The following is a 25,090-nucleotide window of genomic DNA, read 5'->3' on the forward strand; positions in this document are numbered from 1 at the left end:
AGGGATTTACTATTACTTTCGATTTTATCACTCAATCCAAGCCTTTGGGGGGTTCTACCCCCCAAACCCCCCGTTGGGGGCGTGGCGCCGCCCCCAAACCCCGGAGCGCATTAGTTTTTCGGTGGGATGCTTACACGCGGCTGCTGACACATCTGTAATAATTTAGGAGTCACTGATAATTGCTGATTGTCGGTATTTCTACAAATGTGAGATGCACCCAATCAGTAATCAGTAAACAGTAATCAATAATCAGCGAAAAGACAGCAGCAAACTGGCATTTGATGAGGCTCACTTAATACATACTGCTCACTCAAAACTTAAAACTCAAATCTGATAACTGATAACTGATAACTGATAACTGATTCAATTAACCAAATTTAATCATTTCTCGTCCTGCCATCACGGGTAATTCCCCTTTTAAAATCGGAATTAATGTCTCGCGAATTCTGTCCGCATCGGGGGGACATCCCGGCATAAAAATATCGATGGGAATGACTTGATGGACGGGCAGCACTTGATCTAATAATTCGGGAACGATACCGGGTTCTTCTGGTAGTTGAGGTGTGTTATCTCCTAACTCTAAATAAGCTCTTTTTAGCACGGGATCGGCAGTTCCCAACATATTCCGCATAGCGGGAACGTTAGCAGTCACAGCGCAATCACCAAAAGAAACGACGGTTTTGGTATTTTGACGGACTAGATGAATTAGTTCTAAATTATCCTGATTAGCGATCGCTCCTTCCACTAAACAGACATCGACATTTTCGGGATAGGTTTTCAGATCGCAGCCGACGGGACTATATACCACGTCAACTTTTTCGGCTAATTCTAACAGCCATTCATCCAAATCGAGGAAGGACATATGGCATCCCGAACAACCGGCTAACCAGACAGTAGCGAAGCGAATTTTAGACATAATTTTAATTCCTTGTTTGTTAGGTTTGGGCAATAGTGATTACTAGCTAATAGAAAAGCGGCTGTTTACCGAGGGGCGGGTTTTTGCCTGTCTCGACAAGTTCCTGATTATCTGCAATTAAAGAAAAAAGATCGATCCCCTTCCATTCTTGCAAAAATTCACAGATTAGCTGTGGTGTCCAATTTTCACCTCTAAAAAACTTAAATTTTTTCGTGTGGACATTGAGAAAAAAATGCAAGATATTACATTGATCCTGCGCCCCGAAAATAGTCCCCTTGACTGTCCAATTATCCACACTACTGGCGTAATCCTCGATCGCCCGATCTGCCGCCGCCACACGCTCTCGGTATTGATCACAGAATTGACGAAGCATCTGGGGAAATCGTCCAACTTCGGCGAAAAGTTCGATCGCAGACCAAGCTAAATTGGTTGGTTGAGATTGATAATCCACCAGGGATAGACAGCGATGCAAGGCTTGCAGAAAGATCTGTTCGAGATTTGTATCATTCATAACATTATTGATTCCCTTGACGCAGTAGGACAGACCAACCATATTGAGCTTGAGCGATTTCGTGAGCAGAAGGCTGATTCATACCCTGATTGATCACTAAATCCGATTCTAAGATTTCGTGTTGTAGAAAGACACGATCAATCGCCGTTCCCTGTCCTCGCGCCATCCTCAACCAAGCCTTTGCCATATCAATACTAGGCCAAAATTCATACTGACTGACACCGCTACCGAAAGCGTAGTTTTTTGCTCGTTGAGTTTCCCGAGCAGAAATACCGCAGTAATCGGAAATCAAGCGAATATCTTCATTCATCCCCATAATCTCGTCATACAGAGCCATTTCCGCCCGCAGATACTTGGCATAAATACCTAGATGTCCCCAACGAGCGTTTTGAGAATCTACCATTTTTTGCTAACGCGTCCACTGGTGTTCAGTCCTGGCGTTAACTAAAAATTCCAACTTCGATCGATCTTCCTCTTTTTCAGAAACGGCGGAACCCTTACGGAATATGGCTCCCGTTGGACAAGCTGCAACACATTTGCCGCAGGAAGTACAAGCAGAAACGCTGCCCCAAGGCTGATCCATTCCCGCGATAATTTTATCTTTTTCGCCGCGATAAGCCAGATCCCAAACGTGCGCCCCTTCAATTTCATCACAGACTCGCACACAACGGGTACAGAGAACACAACGATTATGATCGATACCAAAAAGATGATGGGAAATATCCACTTCTCGCTTGGGAAAACGGTAGGGAAAACGACTATGATCCATACCCACTTCGATGGCTAAATCTTGTAATTCACAGTTACCATTAGCCACACAAACTGCACAAACGTGATTACCTTCAGCGAATAATAATTCCACCGTCATGCGGCGATATTCTTTCAGTTTTGGGGTATCGGTATGGACCACCATGCCTTCCGCCACTTCCGTTACACAGGCAGGTAATAATTTATTAATACCTTCAACTTCTACTAAACATAAGCGACAGGCGGCCACTTCGGAAACCCCGTCCAGATGACAGAGGGCGGGAATTTTTATTCCTACCTGACTAGCTGCCGCCAGAACTCGCGAACCCGCTTCGATCGCTACATCTTTACCATCAATGCTTAAAGTGATTACGGACATAAAAATTATTCTCCTTGAGGATAATATCCCTCTCCTTCCCATAGGCCACAGTTTGTGGCTAAGGGTGGGATTTTTACAGAAAGTTTTAACCTAGACAATCGGCTAAGTCTTTTGCGGGGGTGGTAATCGGCTGCAGGTGATAGGTATCGGAGAGGAATTTGAGGACGTTGGGGGAGATAAATGCCGGTAAAGTTGGTCCCAGACGGATATTTTGCATACCTAGATGTAGCAGGGTGAGCAGTACAGCGATCGCTTTTTGTTCGTACCAAGAGATAATTAGGGAGAGGGGTATCTCGTTGACGCTAACGTTAAAAGCGTTGGCTAATCCTAGGGCGATTTTGATGGCACTATAGGCATCGTTACATTGTCCCAAGTCCATTAGCCGGGGTAATCCTTCGATACTACCTAATTGTTTGTCGAAAAAGCGGAATTTTCCACAGGCAAGGGTTAAAACGATGCAATCTTCGGGAACTTGTTCCACGAATTCGGTGTAGTAATTGCGATCGGGTTTTGCCCCATCGCAGCCCCCAACCAGAAAGAAGTGACGGATTTTACCCTGTTTAAGGGCATCAACCACCGTATCAGCGACACTGAGAACGGTATTGTGGGCAAATCCCACCATTACCTGCCGAGGTTCGCTTATTTCAGTAAATCCGGGCAATGACTGCGCTTTAGCAATCACGGGACTAAAATCGATCGCACCGTCCACTGTTTCTAAGCGGTTAATATGGGCATAACCCACAGGTCCGAGGGTAAAAAGTTTACTTTCATAGTTTTCGTGGGGGGGCATGAGACAATTAGTAGTTAAAACTATTGCCCCCGGAAACTTAGCAAATTCTTTAGTTTGATTTTGCCAGGCGGTGCCATAATGACCGTAGAGATGGGGATATTTTTCTTTGAGTTTTGGATAACCGTGAGCGGGTAATAATTCTCCGTGGGTATAGACTGTTATCCCAGTATTGGCAGTTTGTGCCAGTAAAGCCGCTAATTGTTTAATATCATGGCCGGAGACTAAAATGGCTTTACCTAGACGCGGATTTAAGGGAACATTTGTCGGTATGGGATGACCGTAGGTTTCGGTATGACCTTGATCTAATAATTCCATGGCCCGCAGGTTTGCTGCCCCAACTTTTAGACAGATTGCCACCCAATCATTCAGGTTTAAATCACTGCGATCAATTGCCGCTAAAGTCTCTTGGATAACCTGATAAACTGAGTCATCCTCTTGACCTAATTCCTGAGCGTGGAAAGTATAGGAAGCCAGACCTTTAACTCCGTAGATAGCGGTTAACTTTAGGGAAAAAATATCGAGGTCTTGTACTTTTTCAATTAGTTCTAAGGATACTTCTTGACCTTGGCTGACTAGGCTCTCATTAAAATTAGGCTGATAGTTAGCAAGTGCAGACCAGTCCACCGATCCCAATTGTGCTTTTAAATTTTCCCGAATCTCTAAACAACGCTGAATATAATCGGTAAAACGTCTTTGATCGAAGTTCACATTGGTCATGGTGGCGAAAAGCGACTCGCAGGTAAAAATATCGGCTTCGCGAGTAGATATCGCCGCTTCTTTGGCTTTTAAAACCACCGATGCTAATCCCCGCAGACAATAAACTAATAAGTCTTGAACGGCGTTGACTTCGGGACTTTTTCCACAGGCTCCCCACTGATGACAACCATTACCACTAGCGGTTTGTTCGCATTGTTCACAAAACATAAGTTTTCTCTCTTTTTTCAGTGGATTGACAGATTGTTGCGATTTTTTTCTACTAAATTTAATTCTGCTTTTTTGAAAGTTAGTTATCGGCCCTCACCCGGCAGGAATTATGGATTTTACGACTGGAAAGCTTGTCTTGACAGCCTCTACTCTCTGAACTATGTTTTTATTCTCTCACTTTTTTTGCTGGTTGGGTTCTGATTTTAGATTTCCTCAAGAATTACTGATTAAACAATTATTTAGTTGTCTTAAGTAAATTAAGTATTTTTGGTGATTTTTATGATATAATGAGCGAGATTTTCGATTTTTAGGTGGGTATTTGCCAGTGTCATAGCAATCGGTCTCCTGATTAGGATAGAAAGTTGGAACTTAAGAGTTATTATCGCCTAACTGTGATGATGGGATTGCTTTCGACATAGATAGTTATCTCTTTTTTTATTTACTTAACTTAGCAATGATTGAAACCGCTCATCTCCCCGAATCTGCTCAAAATCTTTATCTGTTTTCGCCAGATACTGATATTTGACATCAAGACTGATGAACGATTTATTTGATTAGTGGTATTCCGATATCTTTGCAGATTTTATTAGCGAGAATATCCCTAATTTCCGTATGTCTTGGAATCGCAGATCTTTTATTTAATTGGGGGTTAAACCACCAAGAATGGCTAGGACTTGCTGAAAAAGTATGGGCGAAGCATTCGGATAGAAAATCTACGGTTTCACCGATAGGTTATTGTCCGAATGCTTCGCCCCTACAGGACGCGGGCCGATGAAGACGCAAGGTTTTGAACGACGATTCTCTCAAAATCTTGCACCTGTGAGAGCAAAACAGAACCCTAAAACTCTTACCTCGTCTATATTTCACATTTATTCAGCAAGCCCTATCTACCAATCTATCTGAACAGGATATTTTGCTAATATTGAATCATGGCTAATCAGTCTAGCATTTTCAAGATTAGCTTGAGCAACTAACAAGCGGTCAAATGGATCTTTATGGATGTTAGGTAAAGTATTTAAAGCTAAAACATGGCTGACTGTAATTAATAAAAGGCCAATTTGGTTAGTTTCCTGCTGAGTATTAATCATTTCTGCTAAAGGTATCTTGAGTGATAGTTTACCTAGTTGTAGTTTGATTTGCATTTCCCAAATACTTGTAATACTAAGTAATAGCGTATTACTAGGATCTCTACACAGTTCTAAAGCTCTTTGAGAGAGTTTTTCTGGTTCGCTATCCCACCAAATAAATGTATGGGTATCTAAAAGAAATTTCATGATTCACCTGTCCAAAATTCTTCAGGAAGTGGCTCATCAAAATCTTCGCTAGTCCTAATTTTTCCAGCGTGTAGTCCTGGTTGTCGTAACTTAGGAGAAGGAGTTTCAGACGTTGTTTTTTCAGTATCTCCCCAAGGAATTAGACGAGCTACAGGCTTGTTTCCTTCGGTTATAATAATTTCAGTATCTACCTTTATTAAGGCAAGTAGTTCTTGTAAAGTTAACTGTACTTGATTGAGATCAATAGTTTTGTTTGACATGAATAATTTTCTCTCTTTATTTACTTCACAAAATAAAACAGGATTCAGTGATAACTGCCTCACAAGTTAATAAAGGGTTGGCAACTTTTTCCCATTGCTGAATTGACCAATTGTGATAATTATCACTCCGGTATGTCTTGGAATCGCAGATCTTTTATTTAATTGGGGGTTAAACCACCAAGAATGGCTAGGACTTGCTGAAAAAGTACGGGCGAAGCATTCGGGCAATAACTTATCGCTGAAACCGTAGATTTCCTATCCGAATGCTTCGCCCCTACAGGACGTGATCGATAAACTGTTTACGTTTCATACAACAATTTTCTCTTCTTGGTAGTTTCCCTTTGTAGCGGCAATTGCTTCCTGTTTATTCAATTCTAATGCTTCGCTAAGAGTAATTTTTAGGGTTTCTAATAACTGATCACGAGATGCTTCTTGACAGTTAACTCCCGGAATTTCTTCTATCCAACCAATCCACCAATCTCCGTCTGGCTGAATGATAGCTGTGTAGGTGTTAGTCATAGAATATCTCCTTAGCTAAAATACAAATATATATTATTATACTCGATTTAGGAAACTCTGAAACCGCTCATCTCCCCGAATCTGCTCAAAATCTTTATCCGTTTTTGCCATATCCTGATATTTGACATCAAGATTGATGGCGCTTTGTAAGTTTTCGATAGCTAATTCCACATTATTTTGTAAGCCATAACAGCAAGCTTTATTGTAGTAAGTATTAGCATAATTTGAATTAATTTCTAAAGCTCGATCGTAGGATGCGATCGCTTGTTCTAATCTGCCTAAATTACCTAACGCATTCCCTCGGTTGTACCAAGCTTCATGGAAATCGGGTTTAAATTCTAAAGCTCGATCGTAGGATGCGATCGCTTCTGCCAATCTGCCTAAATTTCTTAACGCAATCCCTCGGTTGTACCAAGCTTCATGGTAATCGGGTTTAATTTCTAAAGCTCGATCGTAGGATGCGATCGCTTCTGCCAATCTGCCTAAATTTCTTAACGCAATCCCTCGGTTGTGCCAAGCTTCATGGTAATCGGGTTTAAATTCTAAAGCTCGATCGTAGGATGCGATCGCTTGTTCAAATCTGCCTAAATTCAATAACGCAATCCCTCGGTTGTTCCAAGCTTCATGGTAATCGGGTTTAAATTCTAAAGCTTGATCGTAGGATGCGATCGCTTCTGCAAATCTGCCTAAATCATCTAACGCATTCCCTCGGTTGTTCCAAGCTTCATGGAAATCGGGTTTAAATTCTAAAGCTCGATCGTAGGATGCGATCGCTTCTGCAAATCTGCCTAAATTACCTAACGCAACCCCTCGGTTGTACCAAGCTTCATGCTTATCGGGTTTAATTTCTAAAGCTTTGTCGTAGGATGCGATCGCTTCTTGGTATTGTTCAAGATAATAAAAAGTAGTACCTTGATAAAACCAACCGTTTTTCCATTGAGGTAGCAAACTAACTAGACAGTTGAACCCTTTTAAGGCATCTCGATAGCGGTTTAATTCATATAGTTTAAGAGTAAATCCTGCTAGAGAGGGCAACATTTCCTCTGGTTTTTGTTTAAATAACTGCCAAATTAACTGTTTTAGAGGACGCAGATAGTCATTTAATTCTACCTGCTTTCCCTTGGCTTCAATTTGTCCGTCGCGAGGTTCTAAAATGTTTTCTCTGGCAATTAAATCAGCCAAACTTTGCTTGATTTTCCAGCGATACCAGAGTTGTTGCCACATATTTCCCTTGGCGATAAATCTGGCAGTGGGTTCAACAATAAACGGTTCTAAGGAAACATTACACTGGCGCAACAAATCCACCGCAGCATAGATATATTTCGCCAGAGTATCCCTTTTAATTGCATCCTGATAACGTTTTTGCCAGTTGCCTCGCAGAGTAGCTTGATAGTTGGCAGGATTGAGGGGTAATTGTCGGTTGTCGAGGCGCACTAAATTTTCTACCACATTGCGAAAGGTAGAATCATTACAGGCAGCAATGCTGCTGTAGTCAGTTTCGGCTTTAATGTTGGTTTGCGGGATAGTATCCTGCAATAATTCGACAATTGCACCGTCTTCCGGTGATGGCAATTCTACCAAGTGAAAACGGTTCCACAGTTTTGGGTATTTATTCCACTGTAACTTATCCCATTCACTCGGTTGTCCCGGTAATTCGGGTTCTTTTTCATCTCTCGCAGTGGCAATCACCCGCACTTCTTCGGGACGAGTACAATGGTTTTCATAAGCTTCTAGGGTTTTTAATAGTCGTTCTTGTAAGGGAATATTAATCGCCGCAAGAGGACTATCTTTTGCTTGGGGATTTTGTTCTACTTCCAAACTACGGCGCATATATGAGTTAAGATCGTCGAGTAAAAATAGTAATTTTCTATCTGTTCCAATTGCCTCTAATTGGTTATTTTCAGGTCGCTCTAACCATTCTCCTAATTTTAATACTAATACCGTCCAGCCTTCATGATTCAAGCGTTGCGCTACTTCAGCAGCTTCTCTAGTTTTGCCGATTCCTGTGGGTCCGAGAATAATTAACCAGCGATTTTCCTCCAGATTTTGCAGAAGTTCGTTAGTAAAGTTTCGGTCAGCCATTCGGTGTTGGTAAATAATATTATGATCCGCTAAAGGAGATTTATCCTTTTCATCCCTTTTGTAGATAATCGGGATTACATTGCTATTGGGGGCAATTTTCGTAAAGGGTAAGGACGGTTCAATGATTCGGACTTTTCGTTTTTGCTCTCGATACCACCAAATGAAACCGATTATTGCCAGAACAACAGTCACTAATGCACCGGAGAGGAGATTGTCAATCCAGTCTTTATTAGTTTGATAGAATTGTATTATAGAATTCCACATAAGCCTATTTTAGATTTGAGATTTTCGATTTGAGATTGCAGAATGTGTGTCTAAAGATTTGTAGAAAATTAATTCGACTTCTTTTCACCGGTGAGAATATTTTTCCTCCTCGCCATGATAAGACAAATTTTAGCTGCTGGTAAGTCCCTATTACCAACATATTGCCACAGGCAAGAATCGATATCTACAGGGTAAGCACATCTTAACAATCCTTGACAAAAGCTGCTGTCGGTTTGGGTTTCGTTCCTTGCTAACAGTATTGATATTGCTGAATTAAGGTATGAATGCCAACTTTGCACCGCATCGAAAAGTTAGTTTGTATCTAGGTTTTAAAAATCCCACAAAAGAAGATTTATACCAAATCCGCTTTTAATATTACGACTAAGTAGCTGGTTATAATTAAATTAAAAATAGATTTTAGGTTCGATCCCCCCTGCCCCCCTTGATAAGGGGGGTGCCGATCCCCCCTTAGTCCCCCCTTAATCCCCCGTTGATAAGGGGGGCATCTGATAATTTTTAACGCCTACCTACTTAACTCTCGATCGAACTTCAAAAACCCAGTTATGGATTTTTTCCCTCCACTCCCCACTCCCGATTAAAATTGAATTGCACTCATATCTAGGGATAAAAAGCGATCGAGTCCTAAATACATCCAATAAATAGAGTTTGGGGATTCCTGAATAGTTTTTTGAAATCCCAAGGCTGCGGCTAATTTCTCATAATCGGGATGAATAATCAAAGTATGTAAATCGCAGAGATTAGGAAAATCTAAGGTCATTCTCTGGAGAGTTTTTTGGGCATCTTGCAGGAAGATTAAACGATATTTTTCTAAATAATTAGCATCAATCATCCAACTGCGAATAAATACCGAAAGACAATTTTCATCTCCCACGGATGCCATTTTAAAAGGATCCTGTTCATTGATCGCACTTAGATGTAAACTCTTGTTAGGAGAGGAAAAAAAATTCGCTTCCGACTCGTTTGCGGTGGGATAGAGGAGATAAAAACCGACGGGATTAAGATTATCTACCCGACGCAAAACTCGCATACCTGTAGTGTAATCTTTTGCCCAACCCCGCAACAGACGAGAAATGCGATGGGGAATTGCTTCAGCATTGCGATTCATCCAGTTATAATTGCGTGTCAGCAAGTTAGCCACAGGAATCGCATCACAACGGGGATTAAATTGATCTAATTGCAATTCTACAGATGATTCTGAGCTATCAGGCTCTAAAATCCCCGTAATTGGCTTGATTTTAATTCTGGTTGTGTTGCCGTCAAAAATTTTTTCGATTAAACCAAGGGCCGCTAATTTATCTAACATCATACCCGCCGAGCGTTCGCTGCCCTGATCCTGATCCTGATAAAATAAATCCGATGCTTGCCGATGGGTACAGATAATGGCAGTGGTGGGAAAAATTAACTGGGATAAAGGGGGTTTTGCCTGTCCCTCCTTGGCGATCGCATAAATCCAGAGACGCAGAAAACAAGTGGCACGCACCCGGGTTAATCCCACTCTCCCCACCAAGCGCTCGATCATTTGTTCTTGTTTTTCCCAAGAATACCAAATTTTCAGGTGTTTGCTCTCCATCTTTTCGGTCCTAGATTCTGACAACGATTATACTTGATACTTCACCCCACTTCACCCCACTTCACCCCAGTTCTCAACCCTCCCCCTACTAGATAGCGCTCATTGTTGTTGCACCTCTAGAACCGACAAAATGGGTGTAGAAACATTTAGGAGACGATTATGAACGATAAAAAATACGGTACTGCTCCCAGTCATACTCAAGCGTGGATTTTTCAAACTTGGTTATCTTTTATTGTCTCTATTTCTGCCACTTCTTTAGGAGTTATTTATCTACCAGTAGATCCGTGGATTAAAGGTTATTTAGGCATGGGTTTACTATTTAGCGTCGGTTCCACCATTAATTTATCAAAAACTGTCCGCGATGTCGAAGAATCTAAACGCTTAATTAATCGCATTGACGAAGTAAAGTTAGAACGGATCTTGACTCAGTACGATCCTTATAAGGAGTAGTTTTTCTCAGTTATTGGTTATCAGTTTTTTTTCGATTATTCTCACTCTTTTTTCTGACTTAGGAGAGTTTATATGCTATTCACAACTAATCTAATCAGTGTGACCAAAGGAATAATTTCTCTTTTACAAAATCCCAGTAACATTCTGTCTGTATATGATATTGAAGATGGCTTAAAAGAGAGTTGGTTACAGCGATTATCTTTGCAATATGTTAAAAGCGATCGAGCTACCGCTCAAATAATTGCCCAAAGATATCTAGCCGCTAGTCCCTGTTTAGAAACCCTGCTAAAACTCCCGGAAGATTCCCTAGGTTATCATTATGCTACTCACCTAATTAGTCTCAATTTCGATCCTAATTTTTATCGGTCTATTCAGGTCAATTCTGATACAGATTATCTGCTGCTTCGCCTACGGCAAACTCACGATATCTGGCATATAGTCACGGGTTTTGGTGTCGATGGCATGGGAGAATTGCAACTGAAAGCTTTTGAATTAAGTCAAACTCGTCGCCCTCTAGCTATTGTCATAATTTTAGGGGGATTATTCGGAGCTTTATTTTCTTCGCCACTTTCCTTAGCCTCTCTCTGGGAAGAGATTGTCCTCGCCTATAATTTGGGCAAAAATACTCGACCTTTTTTAGCGCAAAAATGGGAACTAGCTTGGGAGAAATCCCTGCTAGTTTGGCGGCAAGAATTGGCGATTGTCCACTCTTTGCTGGACTAATTAAGTAAGTGGTTATAATTAAATTGAGGATGGATTTTGTCTTTGATCCCCCCTTAATCCTAGGGTTTATTCATAGTAGGGTTGATTCATGAATCAACCCTACCCTTAATCCCCCTTTGATAAGGGGGGTGCCGATCCCCCCTTAATCCCCCCTTGATAAGGGGGGCATATGATAATTTTTAACGCCTCCCTACTTAGAATAATCGACTAAACCGAATAAATCCCGATTAATCGGAGAAAATAAGACGATTTGCCTATTCAGGGGCTAGAGGACAGAAAAATTGTCAGACAATCGGGAAAAAGTGACAGGGGAAAAATTTTTCCGAACCGGAGTAGCCAAAAAATCCCAGTCCGGGTAAAATTGATTATCGATCGATTGTGTGAGGAGTCCGATCCCCATGACCAATAAACACACAGCAAGGCTGCTGAGCAGTTACCTGCAGCGCCTGCCTGCCCATAGCTGGCTCATCCTAGTGTTTTGGGCTTTGATTATCGCTCCAGTCCAAGCTGCTGTCGAATTACGCATTGCCATCAGTAAAGGTGTTAGCGCCGTCTCCGTGGGTAGTTCCACCGATGCTGTGGTGAAAGATGGGGCCGGGAGAGTCCTAGGAGAATTAACCGCCATGAATGCCCTCAATGCTAATCCCAGAGGAAAAGCGGTGGGTTTGGCCGATTGGCAGGCCAGTCAATTGCTCATCGAACCGGAGAATGATGGTTACGTCTGGATTAACGATCGCTGGTATCGAGGACGGACAAGGATCATTCGGCAAGGTTCTGGGGTGACAGCCCTAAATTTAGTCGATTTAGAGGAATATCTCTATAGTGTCGTCGGTGCGGAGGCGATTCCCTCCTGGCCGCAAGAGGCCTTAAAAGCCCAATCCGTGGCGGCGCGTACCTATGCTCTCTACCAAATGAACACTTCCGGCAATCGCATCTACGATCTTGATACTACCACCCGCACCCAAGTTTATAAGGGTCTAGAAAGCGAGTTTACTACCACCCAAGAGGCAGTTAAGGCCACCGCCGGACAAATTATGAGTTTCAACGGCAAACCGATTCTAGCGGTGTTTCACTCCTCCTCTGGGGGCCATACGGAAAATGTCGAGGATGTTTGGAATTCCCCCTTACCCTACCTGCGCGGTGTCATCGATTACGACCAAGTCGCCCCGGTATTTCAATGGTCAAAAAACTTTAGCGCCGGGGAATTAGGCCGTTTAATCGGTGGTGTCGGTCGCGTGCGATCGCTATCTCCCGAAAGGACCACTCCCCACGGACGAGTGATTAGAATGCGTGTAGTAGGCGATCAAGGCTCTAAATTAATCTCTGATACCCAATTACGGCGAATACTCGAGCTGCGTAGTACCCTATTCACGATTTCAGCTGATAACGGTACTTTTGCCATTAATGGTCGCGGTTTCGGTCATGGGATCGGTTTAAGTCAATGGGGCGCTTTTTCTCTCGCCGACCAAGGGGTGACTTATGATCGCATTCTCAGCCATTATTATCAAAATGCTCGTTTAACTGAAATGCCCAACTAAAAAGGCTGTCAGCCATTTCCAGTCAACAGTAAACAGTGAACTGATCACTGATAACAAGGATCGAATCTAAAACCTAATTGGTTAAGCTAAGTAGGGAGGCACAATTATTTGTAGGATGGGTTAGCGGTAGCGTAAACTATGCTGGCGTTGGGTTTCAGGCTTCAACCCAACCTACGTTCATCTGATCAGTGATCACTGATAACTGATAACTGATAACTGATAACTGATTGTGAGATAATGTCTGATCTCACTTGTAATTTTTGACTTGCATGACCATCGTTACCGAAGCCTTAACCGAGTTGGAACCAGTCATAAAAACTACCTTTACCGTTGAGGAAATTCGCCAACTACTGCCCCATCGTTATCCCTTTGCCCTAGTCGATCGCATTATTGACTATGTACCAGGTAAAAAGGCTGTTGGCCTAAAAAATGTCACGATCAACGAGCCTTTTTTTCCCGGTCATATTCCCAGTCGTCCCTTGATGCCGGGGGTGTTAATTGTTGAATCCATGGCCCAAGTGGGGGGAGTGATTTTGACCCAATTACCCGGGATGAAAGGGAAATTTTTTGCCTTCGCTGGCATTGATAAAACCCGTTTTCGTCGTCCTGTGGTGCCGGGGGATCAATTAATTATGACGGTGGAATTATTATCCTTCAAGATGAATAAAATTGCTAAAATGCAAGGGGAAGCAAGAGTCGATGGGCAATTGGCCGCCCAGGGCGAAATGATGTTTTCCATCTTTGATTGACCTATGAATTTTGATCGAGATCGTCTCCGACAAGAACTAAATTTATTTGCTATTCTAGGGGCTTTTATCACCAATATTTTCGCTAATATTTTCCCTCTCAACGGCGAAAATATCGGGGCTATCTCGAATACAGTTTTTCAAGATGTCTTAATTATTCCCGCTAATTATGCTTTTGCTATCTGGGGATTAATCTATCTGGGTTTAATTAGTCTGGGAATTTACCAAGCTTTGGCTTTCAATAAAACTGAACCGCGTTTGCGTCGGTTAGGCTACGAATTAGCCATCGCTAGTGCTTGTCAGATTCTCTGGGTAATTCTCTTTCAATCCCGTTTTTTTGCCCTGTCTTTACTGGCAATGCTAGGCATTTTAATTTCTCTCATCCGGCTTTATCTCCGCTTAGAAATTAATCGCTTTATTGTCAATCGTAAACAGGGTTTATTGGTTAATGCTCCTATTAGTATCTATTTCGCTTGGATTACCGTAGCCACGATTGTCAACGTCGCTTCGGTGCTAGATTGGATCGACTGGCAGCCATGGGGTCTAACTGACCAGAGCTGGACGGTAATAATTCTGGTTATCGGGGCGATAATCGCAATTTTAGTCGGTTTAAACCGAAAAGATCGGGCTTTTATCGGGGTGTTTATCTGGGCTTTCTTGGCGATCGCTGTTAAACAGATTTCTCTGCCTCTAATTGCGATAACGGCGATTATATTAGCGATTATCCTAACTTTTCTGGTTTTTAGTGGCAGTTTTCGTCCTCTGAGTCGTTAAAATGCGGGATCACAGCGAATTTCGACGATAAAGCCATCGGGATCGTAGAAGTAAACCCCCCTGCCAGTCGGACGGGTCACGGGTCCACTAGCAATAGTAATTCCCTGACTTTGTAGCACTTCTAGGGCAAAATCGAAGCATTCGGGGGCAATATCGAAGGCTAAATGGTTGGCACGGGTAAAAGCGATTTCGGGATTGTCGTCGGGAGGGTTTAAATCTGGTTCCCAAAATAGGTCAATTACTGTACCATCGGGGGTGATAAAATTGGCAACTTTTCCCTGGGCAACTAATTCTTTTAAGGTACTGGGAATTTTTTCCCCCATTAATTCCTCTAAGCCTAATATTTCCCCATAAAAATGACGAGAGGCATCCATATCTTTGACGTTGAAAGCGATATGATGGACTTTTCGCAGTTGACCGATTTTGAGTTTTTTTGCGGTTACGGAAGGGCTAATAGTCATTTTAGTTAGGGTTTGCGGCAAAAAGTTTGTTGGTGGGGTGTGGGGTGTGGGGTGTGGGATCTGGGGAGAACAAATAAAAATAATCTCCTGACGACGGACAACTTAAGAGTTAATTTTTTGCAATAATTGCCGAATTGATTCCGCATCTTGGGCGTTGGGTAGGAGAGCAAGATAGAAGCCTAAATCCTGTTGCGCTTGGCTGAATTGTCCAATTTGATAGTAAACTAAACCTCGATCGCGCAGCTCTAAGGGATGATTAGGAATGAGCAAAAGTAGCAGATCTATTGTCCGAATTGTCTGAGACCATTGTTGACGATTCAGGTAAATATATTTTAAATTAGTCAACAAACGTAACAAAATTTGCTGATTGGTAGCAATATTGAGAAAATGTTCTTCTAATTTAACTGGCTGTTGATAAACCTGACTTAATCTTTCTTGACAGTCCTGTTTAAATAAGATTTCACCACCGTGAAAGGGATCGACAAAAATTTCCACTTCCTCGAAATCGGGACGGATAATAAAATGGCCCGGCATACCAATTCCTACCATGGGAAAATCGATCTGTTTGGCAATCTCTAAATAGATAATCGAGAGAGTGAGCGGAATACCTGTGCGGCGATCAATTACGTCATTTAAGTAGCTATTGCGGGGGTCATAGTATTCTTGGGTATTACCATTAAATTGTAAATCTTCAAACAAATATTGATTGATAATCTTGACTATTTTTAAAGGATATAATCTATCGGGTAAACGTTTTTTTACCTCCTCAGCCATTAAATTTATTCTATTTAAATAGTGATCAATATTGAGGCGCGGATATTCAAAATTGGCTATTTGTAGGGCTGCCCGAGCTAGATTTATCTCAGGGTCAGGATGTTGAATTGTTTCGATGAAGGCTTGGTATAAGAGTGCAAGGGTCATTAGAAAAGGGTATTAATCAGATTATCAACTATTTTAACCGATCCTTCCGATTTTATCGCTTCTCTTTTCTGATCACCATTAAATATTCAGCAATTTAGATGAGCTTTGCTGGGAAGAGTAGCGATAAATCTTGTCAATATCTAGATTAACCACGGCTTTTTCTAAAGGGATCGTGCGACAATTTTTATTTTGAGACTGCACTTGATAAACTAATTGATTTGTCCAATCTAAAGCAGTTAACCAACCACTTTGAGGATGATAAACCCCAGTTTCAATGTCTAGCCAACCGCTGCCGCGAGCTAGTTGTCCCGGTTTGACATCGGGAAAGGTAAAGGTTAAAGTATGACCTGTGATAATTAGTTTATCCTTGAAATAGGGTTGGGTCATGGTATGAAATTCGTTTCTAATCCAACAAAACTGCTCATTTGTTTGCTGTTCAAGGGGATATTCTGGTTGTACTCCCGCATGAACTAACCAAATATCTCCTAAATCTAAATAAGCGGGTAGGGATTGAAACCAATTAATATGCTCGGCGGGTATATTGTTATTATAACTTAGTAGTGTCGCCGCCCCGCCACTCTCGATCCAGCCGTTAAACCATTTTTCAGAAACTTCTTTTCCTGCCAGAGCTTTTAAGAGCATATATTCATGATTTCCTAGGAGACACTGGTAGTTATTTTTGATGACAAAATCCACCACTTCCAAGCTCTGCTGTCCTCGATCGATTAAATCTCCCAGAAAATAAACCTCATCCTCACTATCGGGAGCAACTCGGTTTAATAGTCGCAAAAGTGCCTGAAAATTGCCATGCACATCTCCGATAATAATACGACGCGGTTCTTGAGTCTGTTTCCCTATTTTTTTAAAAAACACACACCCCTCTCTAATTGCTGAGATTGCTGCTCTTTTATCGCTAAAAAAGTAGTTTTTATAAGGTCTTAATTTTATTATAGGACAAAGCTTTCCCTCTGACAGTCACTGGTTTTGGGGAACGCCGGAACTGCGGGAGAAAGGCTGTAATACTAAATCCTGTTTAAAAAGTATAGGATAGTGGGGTGGTCACTGCGTGCGCGTTGCGGGGGGAAGTGGGGTGATAGGAAAGTGGGGTGTGGGGAGAAACAATTCATAACTTGAGAGTTAATCACACTATTAAAAACGGATTTGGTATAAGTAGGTGGGTGGAATTAAACATAAGATGAACTTAGGTTGGGTGGAAGCATGAAACCCAACTCCCGCATGGGTTACGCTACCGCTAACCCATCCTACCAATAATTGTGCCTCCCTGCTTAATTGTTTTGTAAAGTATTTTTGCAATCTCTGGGCAGGGAGCGGACAGGTTATGGTATTATTTTTTTATGATGAGTTTTTATATAATTGGATGTAAGTGTCCATCATTGAACGCAAAGATTCCCATTATATAAAAAAGTATCTCAAAAAAATGCCCACTTGTCAAGCATGATCAAAAAAAAAGTTTTTTTTTGAGATTATAATAAAAAAAAATTAGTTTTCTACTTCTATGATAACCCTAATTAACGCTAGAATTCCCGCCCATCAGGATCGACAACAAATAGAGATAAATGCTGCTGGAAAGATTGAGAGGATAAGGGAGATGGGGGGAAGAAAAAAAGGGGAAAAGATTATCGATATGGAAGGGGATTGGCTATCGTTGGGAGGAGTAGATTTACAGATCAACGGAGGGTTAGGATTAGCATTTCCCGACTTAGAAATAACAGATCTAGAAAAGTTAGATAAGATTAGCGATTATCTTGGGAATCAAGGAATTGATAGTTATCTGCCCACCTTAGTAACCACGTCTGTGGAGAAATTTCAAAAATCCCTCTCAGTAATTGCCAAATATATCGAGAAACAGAAACAGGAAAATCGAGCGAGCGCGCAGGTTTTAGGAGTACATTTAGAGGGACCATTTTTAAACTATGAAAAAAGGGGGGCGCATCCAGCCCAATATCTTTTAAACCCAAGTATAGAAACAGTAGATAAAATCTTTGGGGACTACTTATCGATCGTAAAAATTATCACCCTAGCCCCCGAATTAGATAGTAGCGGTACGGTGATTAAATACTTAAGCGATCGAGGGATTACCGTCAGTTTAGGACATTCGCAAGCGAGTCAAGAAATAGCAAAAGAAGCCTTTTTACAGGGGGCAAAAATGGTTACTCATGCCTTCAATGCCATGCCTCCTTTACATCATCGTCAACCGGGGTTATTAGGGGAAGCAATTATCAATTGCGAGGTGTATTGTGGGTTAATTGCCGATGGTCAACACATCCATCCAACCATGATAGAATTATTACTAAAAGCCAGTAATTATCATCGAGGAATTTTCTTAGTTAGTGATGCTTTAGCGCCGATCGGTTTAGAAGATGGTGTCTATCCTTGGGACGAGAGAGAAATTGAAGTTAAACAGGGAACAGCAAGACTTTTTGACGGTACTTTAGCGGGAACAACCTTACCCTTATTACAAGGAGTAGCCAATTTAGTTAACTGGGGAATATGTGATTTAGAAACGGCGATTCTTTTAGGGACAGAATCCCCCAGAAAAGCGATCGGATTAGCGGGTTTATCGGTGGGACAACCTGCCAACTTTTTGCGCTGGCAATCGGCATCAAATTGGGAAAGATTGGATTTCCGCCAGCATTTTGGACTCTAACTGTTGAATTAGGGTATCGAGATCCACTTCGAGGCGATTAAAACATTCAGGGGGGGAAAGATCGGGTTGAAAATAAATCAATTTTACCTGACCATCACCGATAGCGACTATAGCCACTTCTTCCCTGGGATTATAGCGATAAATAATCCCAAGCATCTCTTGAATTTTACAATTAACCTTGCGATTTAATTTCTCTAGAGCCTCCCTAGAACAACAGACAAAATGGGGCTGGGGTTTAAGATCGATGCCCAGGGTTTCTTGGGCATCTTCTCCCCATTCCGAGAGTAAACCCCACATTAAACCGGCTAATTCCTGTTGATTTTCTTGCACGAATTGATCTAATTGATAGCGCCATTGATTAGCGGGATCATCGGGGATTGGTTGTTCAAATCTCATCATTAGCCTCTTTTCAGTCTTCAGTTATCAGTCTTCAGTTATCAGTCTTCAGTTATCAGTTATCAGTCCTTGATAAGGGGTGTGCCGATCCCCCCTTAGTCCCCCCTTAATAAGGGGGGAAAGCTGACAATTTTTAACACCTACCTACTTAACGACGGTACTCATCACCGCAATCACCGATTAACTGCAATAAATCCTGGGATTTTTGCAAGACATGATCAATTTTTTGATAGTCTTGGGGGGATAATTGAAAATCGAAAATACGGGCATTTTCTTGGATATGTTCAGCAACACCCAAACGCACCCCGATAATTGCCCCAGCTACGGCTTTTTGTTCGAGAACGTAACGCACTGCCACATTAGGAATGGTGACATGATAGGAATCAGCGATCGCTTTAAGAACGGTTAATAATTCTTGGAATAATTGCCAGTTTCCCCAAGCATTGATCATGTTTTTATATTTCCGTAAACTAGCGGTATTGAGACTCATGGGATTGGGTTCAGGATGACCGAGATATTTTGCCCCTAATAAGCCTCCTGCTAGAGTACCATAGGCGAGTAGATAGATGTTATGTTCTTGGCAAAATTGTGCCATTTTGACTAGAGGACGGCGATCAATCAGGGAAAACTGGACTTGATTGGAGACTATTTTAATCCCGGTGCTGAGAATAATTTTTAAATGTTCCGTGTCGAAATTAGTCAAGGCCAGGTGTTTAATTTTGCCTTCCTGTTGTAATTCTCCTAAAAAATATAAGGCATCTAGATAATTTTTATCGCGATAATCCCACCAGTGAAACTGCAATAAATCGAGACTATCCACATCCATACGACGTAGGGAAATAGCGATATTTTTTGCGACTATTTCCTTAGTCATTTTACCCGGACGGGGAACCCATTTAGTGAAAGCTTGCAGATTATTTAAAGCATCAATGCCCCTTTGGGCGACTAATTGACGACGAAATTCACCGATAAAATCTTCGGCCGGCCCGTAATGATCGGCCAGATCCCAAGTGGTGAAACCGGCATCTAGATAGGAGAACATACTAGGGATCGCTTTTTGGGGTGCGATCGAACCATGGGCGCCTGAAACTTGCCACATTCCGTTCAAAATACGACAAATTTCCAGATCGGGGGTAAACTGTAAGCGACGAGATTCGGACATGGGAATTATGAATTATGAATTATGAATTATGAATTATGAATTGGGGAGGGGAGCATCTCACCTTTGTAACCCCTAAATCAGGTTTTTATGTCAAGCTATTTTGAAAGCCTTGCTAGAAAACAGTTTTATGGATAAGTATAATTACTCACTTGCATAAATGAGATGCTCAATTGGGGAGTGGGGGGAGAGGGAAGTGGGGAGAATAAATAAAAATAATCTCCTGACTCCTAAATACTGACTCCTGACGGCTAAAAAACCGATGAATCTACTTTCTTAAATTATCGCCCGATTTTACCCTGTTTCGTTGAACAGATCCATCATCCCTGTCCAGAAAAAAGCGGCAAAGGGGAAGACTTTCGGAAAAATCTCCCCCTTTTTAGGTTTTTGCTGCTCAATTTTTGCCCAGTTAATATTCCACTTCCAATCGCGCTGCGGTTACAGCATCAAAAGCGAAAGCGAGAACTATAGGCATGGGACAAGCGAGGATGACACAGAGAATTAAAGCTGTCAAAGTCAATCCGATTGCCATTCCTAACCAAAGTTTTTCGGCAGGGGATAGACCTTTTTGGCGCTTAATGTTTTGTAACACTTTGGTGGGAATTGGTTCTGGCATCACGGCATTGGGAGGGAATGCCCAATAATTACTGTAGCGTTCGAGAAATAGCTCTGTCCAGCCGTTTTCTTGACACCATTCTTGAATCCATGGTTCGTGAAAGTGTTTCATTGCTTCCCTGTTGACTTTTTCTGGTGATTACTATAAACATCTCCTGATGTGAATTTCATCCTAGCAAAGCTATCTTAAGGGTCGATCGGATTCAATAAAACTTAATATATGAGTAGTCGGTGAAAAGTAAAGTTAACGGTGAGGTAAGGAGTCAGGAGTCAGGAGTCAGGAGTCAGGAGTCAGGAGATAGGAGATAGGAGATAGGAGATAGGAGACAGGAGATAGGAGATAGGGGATAGGAGACAGGAGACTCCCAGATAGGAGACTCCGAGACAGGGATCAGCTTGGGGATTGGGTGTGAGGGAATAGGGAAATAATTGTTAAAAAATTTCGGTTCTTGATTCGGTACAGATTGCCTGTAATTTTTGGTCCCAAGTATCGAGGGGAAGGGGATCGAGATAGGCAAAGTCAAAGACAATCCCGATCGAGGGGATAGCTTGCCATTCGGGGGAATGTAGGAGACGATCAAAATAACCTCCCCCGTAACCTAAGCGATAACCTTGGCGATCGCAAGCGACGGCGGGAATTAATAGTAAGTCCACTTCGGCCGGTAAAATGAGAGGAGCGATCGCTGTTGGTTCGTAGATGCCATAACGATTTAATTCTAGGGGATCATCGGCAGTCCAACAGTGCCAAGTCAGGCTATCTCCGTCACAACGGGGAAAACCCCAGCGATGGTGTTGACAAAATAAGGAACTTAAATCCGGCTCTTGACGATAACTGAAGTAAGCGAGAATGGTTTTAGCGTGGTGAAAGAGGGGTAAAGATTGTAAATTTTTGCAAAGTTGCTGACTATTTTCTTGCCAAATATGCTTAGGAAGCGCTCGTCTTTGGGCAATTAGTTGTTTGCGTAATTGGGCTTTTTTGGTAGCAGAATCCATAAAATAGAGATAAATAGGAGAGTAAGTAGCTGGTTATAATTAAATTGAAGATGGATCCCCCCTTAATCCCCCCTTAATAAGGGGGGGTGTCGATCCCTCCTTAATCCCCCCTTAATAAGGGGGGTGTCGATCCCTCCTTAATCCCCCCTTAATAAGGGGGGCATCTGACAGTTTTTAACACCTAACTACTTAGTAAGAACGATGCTAAATCTATTTAACTCGCTTTTTGGGCGTTATAACGAGAATATCAAGGCCAATGTGGAAATTTACACCTGGGCAACTTGTCCCTACTGTATTCGGGCTAAATGGTTGCTGGGTTGGAAAGGGGTAAAATACACCGAATACAAGATTGATGGGGATGAAAGCGCTCGTCAAGCCATGGCCGAACGGTCCAACGGTAAACGCAGTGTACCACAGATTTTTATTAATAATGAACATATCGGTGGTTGTGATGATTTGTATGCTTTGGATGGTCAGAAAAAATTAGATAATTTACTGGCTAAATGTGGGACTATCTAAAGTCTATTGATGAAAAAGCCTATGAGAAACATCGGCAATGGATGCAGTTAGCTTTAAATTTAGCGGCAACTGCGGGAAACCGGGGTGATGTACCTGTGGGAGCGGTTATCGTGGATAAACAGGGACATTTAATCGCTCAAGGGGCTAATTGCAAGGAAAAACACCATGATTCCACCGCTCACGCCGAAATTCTGGCGATTCGTGCCGCTAGTCAAGTTTTAGGCAATTGGCACTTAAATGATTGTACCCTCTACGTCACCCTCGAACCCTGTCCCATGTGTGCCGGGGCAATCATTCAGGCTAGATTAGGATTATTAGTGTACGGTGCTGACGATCCCAAAACAGGAGTTATCCGCACTGTGGCTAATTTTATTGATAGTCCTTTTTCTAACCATCGTTTACCGGTAATCGCGGGAATTTTAGCTAAGGAATCTGGGGAATTATTACAAACATGGTTTGAGAAAAAAAGATGAGAAAAATTTGAGTAATTCTCGGGACGGTTGATAAATTTAGCTAAATTTATCAAATTATTGCCTTAGACATGACAAAAATAACCCATGATTAAAAGCTTTCGATGTAAAGATACAGAAAAGCTATATAATAAGCAGTTTGTTAAAAAGTTTTCTGGGATTGAACGATTAGCGATCAAAAGATTGCGTATTTTAGAAAGTGCTAATACACTAGAAGCATTGGCAGGATTGCCGAGTAACCGCTTAGAACGTTTAAAAGGAGATAGAATCGGTCAATATAGTATTCGCATCAATGACCAGTATCGTATTTGTTTCTCATGGGATGATGCAGCCACTAATGTTGAAATTGTTGATTATCATTAAGGAAAATTCACGATGAATAATTGGAAAAGTCCTATCCACCCCGGTGAAATTTTAGCTGATGAATTAGAGGAAATTAATCTTGATGTTTCTCAGCTTGCCACAAGAGTTAATATCTCTGAGAATGAACTTGAGCAAATTCTCAAAGGTCAAGGAAATATCACGGGAGATATTGCTTTAAAATTAGGGCGTTTTTTTAATACAGGGGCAGAAATTTGGATGAATTTACAAAAAGCCTATGAGTTAGATCTAGCGAGGGAAAAGTTAGGAAATACCCTCGAAGAAATTATTCCTTATCAATCCCTGTCTTCAGGATAAATTCTCTTGAATTCTATAATTATTCATTTGACATACTGGCTGCATCTCACATTTGCAGAAATAGCGACAATCAGCAATTATCAGTCATCCCCAAACTGATACAAATGTATGAATAACCGCGTGTGGGAGTTAATCATACTGTTAACAGTGGACTAGCTGATCACCACCAGTTGTATTAACTGGATCTTTTGCCAAAATGGAGTAAATATAGTAGCGGGGGGATGGTCAATGACAGCACGGGAAGTATTAGAGTTAATTCAACGGGCAAAGGACGAAAGAGCGGGGGAGTTGGATCTGTCTGGCAGAAACTTAACAGAAATTCCCCCCGAAATCCCTCAACTCACCTCTCTGCGATCCCTTGCCCTCGGCCATAACCAAATCAGCGAGATACCAGAAGCGCTCGCTCACCTCACCTCCCTGCGATTCCTCTACCTCGGCCATAACCAAATCAGCGAGATACCAGAAGCGCTCGCTCACCTCACCTCCCTGCGATTCCTCCTCCTCAGCGATAACCAAATCAGGGAGATTCCAGAGGTACTCGCTCAACTCACCTCCCTACAAAGCCTCGACCTCGGCCATAACCAAATCAGGGAGATACCAGAAGCGCTCGCTCACCTCACCTCCCTGCAATACCTCGACCTCGGCCATAACCAAATCAGGGAGATACCAGAAGCGCTCGCTCACCTCACCTCCCTGCAAGGCCTCTACCTCAGAAATAACCAAATCAGGGAGATACCAGAAGCGCTCGCTTACCTCACCCCCCTGCAAAGCCTCGACCTCAGAAATAACCAAATCAGGGAGATACCAGAAGCACTCGCTCACTTAGTCAACCTGAAGCGATTAGTCCTCAAAAATAACCCGATTACCAACGTTCCCCCGGAAATTATTCGTCAGGGATGGGGTGAAATAATATCGGATAATGGCAACCCGCAGGCGATTTTTAGTTATCTCAAGGATAAAGGGAAAAAACGCCCTCTTAATGAGCTTAAAGTTTTATTGGTGGGGGAGGGGGATGTGGGGAAAACTTCCCTGTTAAAGAGGTTACTGCACGATACCTTTAATTCCGAAGAACCCAAGACCCCCGGCATTAATATTGAAAAGTGGCAACTGTCCCAAAAACCCGATATTCGCCTCAATCTCTGGGATTTTGGCGGTCAGAAAGTGATGCAAACCACCCATCAGTTTTTTCTGACTAAACGCAGTCTTTATCTGCTTGTCCTCGACAACCGCAAAAACGAACAGCAAAACCGTCTGGAATACTGGTTAAAACTCATTGAAACCTACGGAGGCAATTCTCCCGTGATTATCGTGGGTAATTGTGCCGATGAACATCCCCCCCAAGTTAAGATCCGCACCCTCCGGAAAAAATATCCCCAAATCACCAAACTAATCGCCACTTCCTGTAAAACCGGTGTGGGAATCGAGGAACTTGTGCAGGAAATCGCCTCCCAAATCGATGCTATTCCCCCAGAAGTGTTGAACGGGGAAAAAAGTCGTACAAAATTTGATATTATAGATAAGAAAACAAAGTAAATATACACCAATAAATGTGAATAAGCCATGCTAACAATTTTCCCAAAACTAATGAAAGAGCTTCTCAAGCCACTCCCCAAAAATGACTATCCCGCATTAAGTACATTTACTTTTGTGTCCTGTTGGATAGGTTTTGCACTGGATAAAAGTATCGTCAGCATGAGAGACTTAAGCGCACGCCTGAAAATG

29 protein-coding genes are annotated in these 25,090 nt (G+C 42.1%); 11 read left to right on the top strand and 18 right to left on the bottom strand.

Going from position 1 to position 25,090, the window contains the following annotated elements; translation table 11 throughout:
- Positions 1 to 367: 367 nt before the first annotated feature.
- The 11 genes from H6G48_RS16070 to H6G48_RS16115 form a co-directional block, all read right to left on the bottom strand.
- Complete coding sequence (locus tag H6G48_RS16070) at positions 368 to 916, bottom strand: NADH-quinone oxidoreductase subunit B family protein (protein WP_002740992.1); 549 nt, start codon at positions 914 to 916, stop codon at positions 368 to 370.
- Positions 917 to 962: 46 nt separating this feature from the next.
- On the bottom strand, positions 963 to 1,427 hold the full coding sequence (locus tag H6G48_RS16075; RefSeq protein ID WP_242034666.1) for a hypothetical protein: 465 nt from the start codon (positions 1,425 to 1,427) through the stop codon (positions 963 to 965).
- Positions 1,428 to 1,431: 4 nt separating this feature from the next.
- The gene (locus H6G48_RS16080) at positions 1,432 to 1,830 is read right to left on the bottom strand and encodes a hypothetical protein (protein WP_190722488.1); all 399 of its coding nucleotides are present in this window, start codon (positions 1,828 to 1,830) and stop codon (positions 1,432 to 1,434) included.
- 6 nt (positions 1,831 to 1,836) lie between these two features.
- Positions 1,837 to 2,553, bottom strand: a complete 717-nt coding sequence (gene hoxU, locus H6G48_RS16085) for a bidirectional hydrogenase complex protein HoxU (protein WP_061430651.1) — start codon at positions 2,551 to 2,553, stop codon at positions 1,837 to 1,839.
- 85 nt (positions 2,554 to 2,638) lie between these two features.
- Positions 2,639 to 4,267, bottom strand: a complete 1,629-nt coding sequence (gene hcp, locus H6G48_RS16090) for a hydroxylamine reductase (protein ID WP_190722489.1) — start codon at positions 4,265 to 4,267, stop codon at positions 2,639 to 2,641.
- 443 nt (positions 4,268 to 4,710) lie between these two features.
- Positions 4,711 to 4,806: a TPR end-of-group domain-containing protein gene (locus H6G48_RS27525; protein WP_409888327.1), complete on the bottom strand. Its 96-nt coding sequence runs from the start codon at positions 4,804 to 4,806 to the stop codon at positions 4,711 to 4,713.
- A gap of 348 nt (positions 4,807 to 5,154) precedes the next feature.
- The gene (locus tag H6G48_RS16095; protein ID WP_002796474.1) at positions 5,155 to 5,541 is read right to left on the bottom strand and encodes a type II toxin-antitoxin system VapC family toxin; all 387 of its coding nucleotides are present in this window, start codon (positions 5,539 to 5,541) and stop codon (positions 5,155 to 5,157) included.
- Positions 5,538 to 5,801: a type II toxin-antitoxin system Phd/YefM family antitoxin gene (locus H6G48_RS16100; protein ID WP_002752677.1), complete on the bottom strand. Its 264-nt coding sequence runs from the start codon at positions 5,799 to 5,801 to the stop codon at positions 5,538 to 5,540. Before H6G48_RS16100 ends, H6G48_RS16095 begins: the two co-directional genes overlap by 4 nt.
- Positions 5,802 to 6,107: 306 nt before the next feature.
- Entirely contained in the window at positions 6,108 to 6,320 is a 213-nt protein-coding gene (locus H6G48_RS16105) for a hypothetical protein (protein WP_002780190.1), read from the bottom strand.
- A gap of 36 nt (positions 6,321 to 6,356) precedes the next feature.
- Entirely contained in the window at positions 6,357 to 8,666 is a 2,310-nt protein-coding gene (locus H6G48_RS16110) for a tetratricopeptide repeat protein (protein ID WP_190722490.1), read from the bottom strand.
- A gap of 595 nt (positions 8,667 to 9,261) precedes the next feature.
- Positions 9,262 to 10,257 (bottom strand): hypothetical protein, encoded by a 996-nt coding sequence (locus tag H6G48_RS16115; RefSeq protein WP_190722491.1) that lies wholly within the window; start codon positions 10,255 to 10,257, stop codon positions 9,262 to 9,264.
- A gap of 159 nt (positions 10,258 to 10,416) precedes the next feature.
- Between H6G48_RS16115 and H6G48_RS16120 the strand changes: the two genes are divergently transcribed.
- The 5 genes from H6G48_RS16120 (at position 10,417) to H6G48_RS16140 (ending at position 14,488) form a co-directional block, all read left to right on the top strand.
- Positions 10,417 to 10,707 carry a YiaA/YiaB family inner membrane protein gene (locus tag H6G48_RS16120; RefSeq protein ID WP_002758035.1) on the top strand — a complete coding sequence of 97 codons (291 nt, stop codon included), beginning with the start codon at positions 10,417 to 10,419 and terminating at the stop codon, positions 10,705 to 10,707.
- A 72-nt stretch (positions 10,708 to 10,779) separates the two neighbouring features.
- Positions 10,780 to 11,430, top strand: a complete 651-nt coding sequence (locus H6G48_RS16125; protein WP_190722492.1) for a Coq4 family protein — start codon at positions 10,780 to 10,782, stop codon at positions 11,428 to 11,430.
- Positions 11,431 to 11,828: 398 nt separating this feature from the next.
- Positions 11,829 to 12,968: a SpoIID/LytB domain-containing protein gene (locus tag H6G48_RS16130; protein ID WP_190722493.1), complete on the top strand. Its 1,140-nt coding sequence runs from the start codon at positions 11,829 to 11,831 to the stop codon at positions 12,966 to 12,968.
- Positions 12,969 to 13,237: 269 nt separating this feature from the next.
- Positions 13,238 to 13,717 (top strand): 3-hydroxyacyl-ACP dehydratase FabZ, encoded by a 480-nt coding sequence (fabZ, locus tag H6G48_RS16135; protein WP_002740973.1) that lies wholly within the window; start codon positions 13,238 to 13,240, stop codon positions 13,715 to 13,717.
- A gap of 3 nt (positions 13,718 to 13,720) precedes the next feature.
- Positions 13,721 to 14,488, top strand: a complete 768-nt coding sequence (locus H6G48_RS16140) for a tryptophan-rich sensory protein (RefSeq protein ID WP_190722494.1) — start codon at positions 13,721 to 13,723, stop codon at positions 14,486 to 14,488.
- Here H6G48_RS16140 and H6G48_RS16145 read toward each other — a convergent pair.
- From H6G48_RS16145 to H6G48_RS16155, 3 genes are all read right to left on the bottom strand, one after another.
- Positions 14,485 to 14,949, bottom strand: coding sequence for a VOC family protein (locus H6G48_RS16145; protein WP_061430641.1), 465 nt, complete (start codon positions 14,947 to 14,949; stop codon positions 14,485 to 14,487). The two genes, H6G48_RS16140 and H6G48_RS16145, sit on opposite strands and share 4 nt — an antisense overlap.
- 102 nt (positions 14,950 to 15,051) lie before the next feature.
- The gene (locus H6G48_RS16150; protein ID WP_147069167.1) at positions 15,052 to 15,870 is read right to left on the bottom strand and encodes a SirB1 family protein; all 819 of its coding nucleotides are present in this window, start codon (positions 15,868 to 15,870) and stop codon (positions 15,052 to 15,054) included.
- 78 nt (positions 15,871 to 15,948) lie between these two features.
- Positions 15,949 to 16,743 (bottom strand): metallophosphoesterase family protein, encoded by a 795-nt coding sequence (locus H6G48_RS16155; RefSeq protein WP_190722495.1) that lies wholly within the window; start codon positions 16,741 to 16,743, stop codon positions 15,949 to 15,951.
- Positions 16,744 to 17,386: 643 nt separating this feature from the next.
- Here H6G48_RS16155 and nagA point away from each other — a divergent pair.
- Positions 17,387 to 18,538: an N-acetylglucosamine-6-phosphate deacetylase gene (gene nagA / locus H6G48_RS16160; RefSeq protein ID WP_190722496.1), complete on the top strand. Its 1,152-nt coding sequence runs from the start codon at positions 17,387 to 17,389 to the stop codon at positions 18,536 to 18,538.
- Here nagA and ccmS read toward each other — a convergent pair.
- From ccmS to H6G48_RS16180, 4 genes are all read right to left on the bottom strand, one after another.
- Positions 18,494 to 18,934: a beta-carboxysome assembly chaperone CcmS gene (ccmS, locus tag H6G48_RS16165; RefSeq protein WP_190722502.1), complete on the bottom strand. Its 441-nt coding sequence runs from the start codon at positions 18,932 to 18,934 to the stop codon at positions 18,494 to 18,496. The two genes, nagA and ccmS, sit on opposite strands and share 45 nt — an antisense overlap.
- 148 nt (positions 18,935 to 19,082) lie before the next feature.
- On the bottom strand, positions 19,083 to 20,096 hold the full coding sequence (locus tag H6G48_RS16170) for an aldo/keto reductase (RefSeq protein ID WP_061430636.1): 1,014 nt from the start codon (positions 20,094 to 20,096) through the stop codon (positions 19,083 to 19,085).
- Positions 20,097 to 20,502: 406 nt separating this feature from the next.
- Positions 20,503 to 20,820, bottom strand: coding sequence for a slr1957 family protein (locus tag H6G48_RS16175; protein ID WP_061430635.1), 318 nt, complete (start codon positions 20,818 to 20,820; stop codon positions 20,503 to 20,505).
- Positions 20,821 to 21,140: 320 nt separating this feature from the next.
- Positions 21,141 to 21,701, bottom strand: a complete 561-nt coding sequence (locus H6G48_RS16180) for a 5-formyltetrahydrofolate cyclo-ligase (protein WP_190722497.1) — start codon at positions 21,699 to 21,701, stop codon at positions 21,141 to 21,143.
- A 201-nt stretch (positions 21,702 to 21,902) separates the two neighbouring features.
- Between H6G48_RS16180 and grxC the strand changes: the two genes are divergently transcribed.
- The 5 genes from grxC to H6G48_RS16205 all read left to right on the top strand — a co-directional run bounded on the left by grxC (position 21,903) and on the right by H6G48_RS16205 (position 24,901).
- A complete protein-coding gene (grxC, locus tag H6G48_RS16185) occupies positions 21,903 to 22,220 on the top strand; it encodes a glutaredoxin 3 (protein WP_002751734.1) in 318 nt (105 codons plus the stop codon).
- The gene (gene tadA, locus H6G48_RS16190) at positions 22,205 to 22,693 is read left to right on the top strand and encodes a tRNA adenosine(34) deaminase TadA (RefSeq protein ID WP_190722498.1); all 489 of its coding nucleotides are present in this window, start codon (positions 22,205 to 22,207) and stop codon (positions 22,691 to 22,693) included. Before grxC ends, tadA begins: the two co-directional genes overlap by 16 nt.
- An 84-nt stretch (positions 22,694 to 22,777) precedes the next feature.
- Complete coding sequence (locus H6G48_RS16195) at positions 22,778 to 23,053, top strand: type II toxin-antitoxin system RelE/ParE family toxin (protein WP_012268033.1); 276 nt, start codon at positions 22,778 to 22,780, stop codon at positions 23,051 to 23,053.
- 12 nt (positions 23,054 to 23,065) lie between these two features.
- Positions 23,066 to 23,368, top strand: a complete 303-nt coding sequence (locus tag H6G48_RS16200) for a HigA family addiction module antitoxin (RefSeq protein ID WP_190722499.1) — start codon at positions 23,066 to 23,068, stop codon at positions 23,366 to 23,368.
- Positions 23,369 to 23,596: 228 nt separating this feature from the next.
- The gene (locus H6G48_RS16205) at positions 23,597 to 24,901 is read left to right on the top strand and encodes a leucine-rich repeat protein (RefSeq protein ID WP_242034667.1); all 1,305 of its coding nucleotides are present in this window, start codon (positions 23,597 to 23,599) and stop codon (positions 24,899 to 24,901) included.
- The last annotated feature ends 189 nt before the right edge of the window (positions 24,902 to 25,090 follow it).

Source organism: Microcystis flos-aquae FACHB-1344 (assembly GCF_014698375.1).
In the GTDB taxonomy this organism is placed as follows: Bacteria; Cyanobacteriota; Cyanobacteriia; order Cyanobacteriales; family Microcystaceae; genus Microcystis; species Microcystis aeruginosa.

Coding starts and splice junctions, on each gene's coding strand:
- ccmS (WP_190722502.1), bottom strand. CDS start 18,934: ATGAGATTTGAACAACCAATCCCCGATGATCCCGCTAATCAATGGCGC.
- nagA (WP_190722496.1), top strand. CDS start 17,387: ATGATAACCCTAATTAACGCTAGAATTCCCGCCCATCAGGATCGACAA.
- H6G48_RS16140 (WP_190722494.1), top strand. CDS start 13,721: ATGAATTTTGATCGAGATCGTCTCCGACAAGAACTAAATTTATTTGCT.
- H6G48_RS16070 (WP_002740992.1), bottom strand. CDS start 916: ATGTCTAAAATTCGCTTCGCTACTGTCTGGTTAGCCGGTTGTTCGGGA.
- H6G48_RS16195 (WP_012268033.1), top strand. CDS start 22,778: ATGATTAAAAGCTTTCGATGTAAAGATACAGAAAAGCTATATAATAAG.
- H6G48_RS16205 (WP_242034667.1), top strand. CDS start 23,597: ATGACAGCACGGGAAGTATTAGAGTTAATTCAACGGGCAAAGGACGAA.
- H6G48_RS16150 (WP_147069167.1), bottom strand. CDS start 15,870: ATGACCCTTGCACTCTTATACCAAGCCTTCATCGAAACAATTCAACAT.
- H6G48_RS16130 (WP_190722493.1), top strand. CDS start 11,829: ATGACCAATAAACACACAGCAAGGCTGCTGAGCAGTTACCTGCAGCGC.
- H6G48_RS16095 (WP_002796474.1), bottom strand. CDS start 5,541: ATGAAATTTCTTTTAGATACCCATACATTTATTTGGTGGGATAGCGAA.
- grxC (WP_002751734.1), top strand. CDS start 21,903: ATGCTAAATCTATTTAACTCGCTTTTTGGGCGTTATAACGAGAATATC.
- H6G48_RS16075 (WP_242034666.1), bottom strand. CDS start 1,427: ATGAATGATACAAATCTCGAACAGATCTTTCTGCAAGCCTTGCATCGC.
- H6G48_RS16175 (WP_061430635.1), bottom strand. CDS start 20,820: ATGAAACACTTTCACGAACCATGGATTCAAGAATGGTGTCAAGAAAAC.
- H6G48_RS16115 (WP_190722491.1), bottom strand. CDS start 10,257: ATGGAGAGCAAACACCTGAAAATTTGGTATTCTTGGGAAAAACAAGAA.
- hcp (WP_190722489.1), bottom strand. CDS start 4,267: ATGTTTTGTGAACAATGCGAACAAACCGCTAGTGGTAATGGTTGTCAT.
- H6G48_RS16080 (WP_190722488.1), bottom strand. CDS start 1,830: ATGGTAGATTCTCAAAACGCTCGTTGGGGACATCTAGGTATTTATGCC.
- H6G48_RS16200 (WP_190722499.1), top strand. CDS start 23,066: ATGAATAATTGGAAAAGTCCTATCCACCCCGGTGAAATTTTAGCTGAT.
- H6G48_RS16110 (WP_190722490.1), bottom strand. CDS start 8,666: ATGTGGAATTCTATAATACAATTCTATCAAACTAATAAAGACTGGATT.
- hoxU (WP_061430651.1), bottom strand. CDS start 2,553: ATGTCCGTAATCACTTTAAGCATTGATGGTAAAGATGTAGCGATCGAA.
- fabZ (WP_002740973.1), top strand. CDS start 13,238: ATGACCATCGTTACCGAAGCCTTAACCGAGTTGGAACCAGTCATAAAA.
- tadA (WP_190722498.1), top strand. CDS start 22,205: ATGTGGGACTATCTAAAGTCTATTGATGAAAAAGCCTATGAGAAACAT.
- H6G48_RS16100 (WP_002752677.1), bottom strand. CDS start 5,801: ATGTCAAACAAAACTATTGATCTCAATCAAGTACAGTTAACTTTACAA.
- H6G48_RS16105 (WP_002780190.1), bottom strand. CDS start 6,320: ATGACTAACACCTACACAGCTATCATTCAGCCAGACGGAGATTGGTGG.
- H6G48_RS16125 (WP_190722492.1), top strand. CDS start 10,780: ATGCTATTCACAACTAATCTAATCAGTGTGACCAAAGGAATAATTTCT.
- H6G48_RS16180 (WP_190722497.1), bottom strand. CDS start 21,701: ATGGATTCTGCTACCAAAAAAGCCCAATTACGCAAACAACTAATTGCC.
- H6G48_RS16145 (WP_061430641.1), bottom strand. CDS start 14,949: ATGACTATTAGCCCTTCCGTAACCGCAAAAAAACTCAAAATCGGTCAA.
- H6G48_RS16120 (WP_002758035.1), top strand. CDS start 10,417: ATGAACGATAAAAAATACGGTACTGCTCCCAGTCATACTCAAGCGTGG.
- H6G48_RS16170 (WP_061430636.1), bottom strand. CDS start 20,096: ATGTCCGAATCTCGTCGCTTACAGTTTACCCCCGATCTGGAAATTTGT.